The sequence below is a fragment of the Aestuariivirga sp. genome, from assembly GCF_046093005.1.
GTDB lineage: Bacteria > Pseudomonadota > Alphaproteobacteria > Rhizobiales > Aestuariivirgaceae > Aestuariivirga.
In genome coordinates this window covers 1-3,980 of sequence record NZ_JBJTER010000059.1, presented here as the reverse complement: position 1 = coordinate 3,980, position 3,980 = coordinate 1, and the positions used below count along the sequence as shown (strand labels likewise).

The following is a 3,980-nucleotide window of genomic DNA, read 5'->3' as shown; positions in this document are numbered from 1 at the left end:
GCATGGCTGCCAGATCGGCGACAACACCCTGATCGGCATGGGCGCCGTGATTCTCAATCGCGCGCAGATCGGCCGCAACTGCCTGATCGGGGCCAATGCGCTGATCACCGAGGGAAAGGTCATCCCGGACAATTCGCTGGTCATCGGCCAACCGGGCCGGGTGACCGGCACGCTCGATGCCGCCGCGGCCGCCAGACTTGCGGTCTCTTCGGAAAGCTACGTAAGGAATTGGCGCCGCTTTGCCGCAGGGCTGACGCCGGCATAGATGCCGAGGATTGCCGGTTTTTACAATCGGAACGTGTCCCGCGTGGAAAAGTCAATTTTAGATGGTTATCGGGCTGCAATCAGGGATTGATTCTGGTCTGGTGGACCGGCTTGCTCTGAGCGCTATAATCATCTCCCTTGCACAGGCCACGATCTGTGTTTATGCAAACAGTAATCGTTTTCACCAAGGCTGATTGTAGTTTTCCCTAAGTGAATCTGCGCGGCTTGGCGAGTTTACGAAATTCATGATGGATTTCCAGGTGGGCTGGTCCAGTGGCATCGCGTTATCGGGCTTGGCTGGTCGCCGCTAGCGCGGGAACCGGCCTGATTAAGACAGCGCCGTTCGGCGGCAGTGCCGGCTTCGTGTGGGCGGGGCCGCTCTCCGGGAGTTTGCAGCGTTGAACAGCTGGCTTGAAAAATACGAGCGGATGCTCGGCGGTTGGGGTGCCGCGATCGCCATCTTCATGTTCAGCCTGATCGCCATGGCGGCGGTGGTCGGTCTTCTGGCGTATCAGGAGCTGCGCGCCATCGAGGCTCCGCAGGAGAATGCCTATTGGACGATCTATAAGCTGGGGCTGGAGCACAACCGGCTGGTGTATTCGGTTGAGACCAATGCCGGCTCTGATGAGATCAGGCTGAGGAGCGATATCTACCTGAGCCAGGTGGCTGTGATCCGGGATACGCCGGCCTTGGAAAGCGTCCGGCGGGGGCTCTCGCGGGACAAGTTCGAGGCGCTGCTCAACATGGCGGAGGCAACCAGAAGGTTGGTGGCGCATGTCGAGGAAAGGTCAGTCCGGGAGCAGTTGCGCCAGCGGCTCCGCTGGGATGCGGAGTTTGTGCGCGAGTTCATGATTGGCATCGAGAGCGTGTATCGCAGTCAGCAGATATCCGAACGGACGAGCAGCACCCGGACCCTGCTCTTCTACCTCCTTGTACTCCAACTCCTGGTGGTCGCGCTGATTGTGCCTGCGCTTCTCATGATGCGCATCGCGGAAAGACTGCAAACCGCCGAGAGCGATCTGGCGCGCCAGATCGCGACGCAGAACGCCATTCTCAACACGGCCAATGATGCAATCCTGGGGCTGGATCCCCAGGGGCGGGTTCTTTACTCGAACCGCCGGGCCGTTGCGCTGCTGGGGCCCGCCGCCGAGCGCGGTTCGGCGCTGGTCGGGGAGGGCGAGCAGTCCGGGCTGCTGGGCGCGCTTGCCGACCTTGTTGCCGCGCGCGAGCCGCCGGACAAGGAAAACGCGCCGCTTTCGCGCAGGGCTGACATCGAGGGGCCTGACGGCATCCGCTATTACCTGCTGCGCCGGTTCGCGGGCGACTCGAGCGGCAGAGGCAGCCATGGCGTTTCAGCGCTGGTGACCATCGCCGATGTGACGGCGGAGCAGGAGGCCGCGCTGCGCCGGGAGGAGTATGACGCGCGGCTGGCTGAAATCGGCCGCCTTCTGGCCTATGCGGCGATTTCCGGCGGCATCGTGCATGAAATCAGCCAGCCGCTGGCGGCGATCCGCAACTACGCCTATGCGCTGAAGGTCTCGTTCAAGCTGAACGAGGCCACCGATGAGCAGATCATGATCGCCGATAATCTCGGCGAGGAGATCGACCGCGCCGTGGAAGTTGTGAGGAATGTCCGCCGGCTTGGCCCCCAGGACACCGACGAATCGGGCATCTGCGATGTCCGGGAGGCGATTGACCACGCGGTGCGCCTGGTCACCATGGGGAGCAACCCGCCGCCGCCCATCATTGTAATCGCCGGGGAGCGCAGCCTGTGGGCGAACGGCTCGCTGCCTCTGGTCGGCCAGGTGCTGGTCAACCTGCTGAAGAACGCGCTGAGCGCATCCGCCGCGGCGGGCCGGGCGGGAGCGGAGGTGATCGTTTCGTGCCGCGATTCCACGGTCGAAATCATGGTGGCCGATTACGGCGAGGGCGTTTCGGCCGATGCGGCCTCGTCGCTTTTCGCGCCATTTTCCAAATCGGCGCGCGGCGGCATGGGGCTTGGACTGTCGATCTGCCAACGCATCGCCGCGACGCTCGGCGGATCGCTTGCCTGGAAGAACCGCGACGAAGCAGGAGCCATTTTCACTTTTAGTGTGCCGCTTGCACAGGAAGGAAGCATTCCATGACCGGACGAACCATCATGATCGTCGATGACGACCGCGGTTTCGCGCAATCGCTCGCTAACATGCTCAGCGCGTCGGGATATCGCAGTTGCGTCAGCTATGATCCCGCCGGGGCGCTGATGCAGGCCCGCAATCAGCCGGTCGATTGCGCCCTGATCGATTACAACCTTGGAGCTACGCTTGGAACGACGCTCATTTCCAGATTGGGCGATGAGGGCCATGCTTTCCCCAAGATCCTGCTCACCGGCTACGGCGATGTGCGCACCGCAACCCACGCGATGAAGGTCGGCGCCTCGGATGTGCTGGAAAAACCCTACGAGCCGCAGGAGTTGTTGACGGCAATTGAGGCGGCGATCGCAACGGCCCGCGACGCCGCGCAGGCTGCTGAAGGCATCAGGGAAGCCCGGCGGTTGCTTCGACTGCTTACGGAACGGGAGAGTGAGATTGTTGATGCAATCGTTGCCGGCCGGTCAAGCAAGCAGATTGCCGAGGCCTTGTCAGTCAGTCAGCGTACGGTGGAAGCGCATCGCGCCAATGCGCTTCAGAAACTCGGCATTTCCAACACCGCGTCGCTGGTCAGACTCGCTGTGCTTGCAGGAATGAGCCCGCCACACGTTTAAACGGTTAGCAAACGATTTCACAAAAACGATGGATCGAGGCTTCCGAGGAAGTTCAGCGACGCGATGGACCGGCGCGTATCCCGCTCCATATTCCGGGCACCTTGGAGCGAGCATTCCTTGACCAGCGTTGGAACATCGCCGATCATAGCCTGCAAGGCTTCGCAAATCTGTTTGCCCATCACGCGCGGGTTTCGCTGGCCCGGCTGCCGCAGGCAGTTGATGAGATCGCCGCGAACCAGCACAAACCGCCGGAGGCCCTCGATTTCCGTGAGTAATTCCATGCGGTCGAGCACATCGCCCGTCTTGTTGTAGACCACAAGGAGCGCCTCGATATCGTCAAGTGCGGCCGCAATGGCAGGGCGAGGGTTCTTGGTCGATGCCTCGAATACCGAACCGCTCGAGCTGACGCGATGGTTAAGACTGTCCATGTTAACACTCATTGAAGTCATATAACAAAAGTTACATTATTTTCGTTGCCTGTTCAGTTTGTATTGTAGCGTTTCATATGCGAAATATCTGCAGTGAATAGAGTAGAAACACGTATTTCAGAAAAGGATTTTGCTATCAGAAGTAGGTGAAGCTGATGAACTTTTGAAGATTTGCCTACCTCTGGTTACAAAAGAAGGCTGATTCGCGCCTTACCCTTGGTAAAACTGGTCGGAGCCGGCACAGGGTGGGGGCTGTGCCGGCTCCTCTGAGCCCGGTCTGGTGGGGATAGGGAGGGGACGCCGACCGGGCTATGCTCTTGAAGAAAGCTGGAAGTTGTATTTTTCCGCTGGTCTATCTTTCCTTGTTGGAGTTGGAGGCGATAGCGCCGGAGGCGCGTGGCCCGGGATAACGTACAGAATCTTTCGCACTTTTCAAAACGGGTGGCTTCTTTCACATTGAAGGAGGAAAGAGGCTATGAAGGAAGAGAACGAAGGCAGACCGATGGGGCAAGTCATCAAGATCGATGAAGCCAGGATCCGCGACC

Annotated in this window: 4 protein-coding genes; 3 read left to right on the top strand and 1 reads right to left on the bottom strand. The window is 60.1% G+C overall.

Annotated features, from left to right (window positions below; all coding sequences use genetic code 11):
• From ACKOED_RS04870 to ACKOED_RS04860, 3 genes are all read left to right on the top strand, one after another.
• Positions 1–265 (top strand): gamma carbonic anhydrase family protein (locus ACKOED_RS04870; protein ID WP_408915454.1); only part of this gene is annotated, 265 nt, incomplete at its 5' end.
• A 397-nt stretch (positions 266–662) separates the two neighbouring features.
• Positions 663–2,390, top strand: a complete 1,728-nt coding sequence (locus tag ACKOED_RS04865; protein ID WP_408915453.1) for a sensor histidine kinase — start codon at positions 663–665, stop codon at positions 2,388–2,390.
• The gene (locus tag ACKOED_RS04860; protein ID WP_408915452.1) at positions 2,387–3,007 is read left to right on the top strand and encodes a response regulator transcription factor; all 621 of its coding nucleotides are present in this window, start codon (positions 2,387–2,389) and stop codon (positions 3,005–3,007) included. The genes ACKOED_RS04865 and ACKOED_RS04860 overlap by 4 nt, the downstream gene beginning before the upstream one ends.
• Positions 3,008–3,024: 17 nt before the next feature.
• On the opposite strand, the gene ACKOED_RS04855 is transcribed toward ACKOED_RS04860, so the two are convergent.
• Positions 3,025–3,435, bottom strand: a complete 411-nt coding sequence (locus ACKOED_RS04855; protein WP_408915451.1) for a hypothetical protein — start codon at positions 3,433–3,435, stop codon at positions 3,025–3,027.
• Between the last annotated feature and the right edge of the window lie 545 nt (positions 3,436–3,980).

Excerpts from the sequence above, each read along its gene's own strand:
- ACKOED_RS04860 (WP_408915452.1), top strand. The coding sequence starts at position 2,387 with ATGACCGGACGAACCATCATGATCGTCGATGACGACCGCGGTTTCGCG.
- ACKOED_RS04855 (WP_408915451.1), bottom strand. The coding sequence starts at position 3,435 with ATGGACAGTCTTAACCATCGCGTCAGCTCGAGCGGTTCGGTATTCGAG.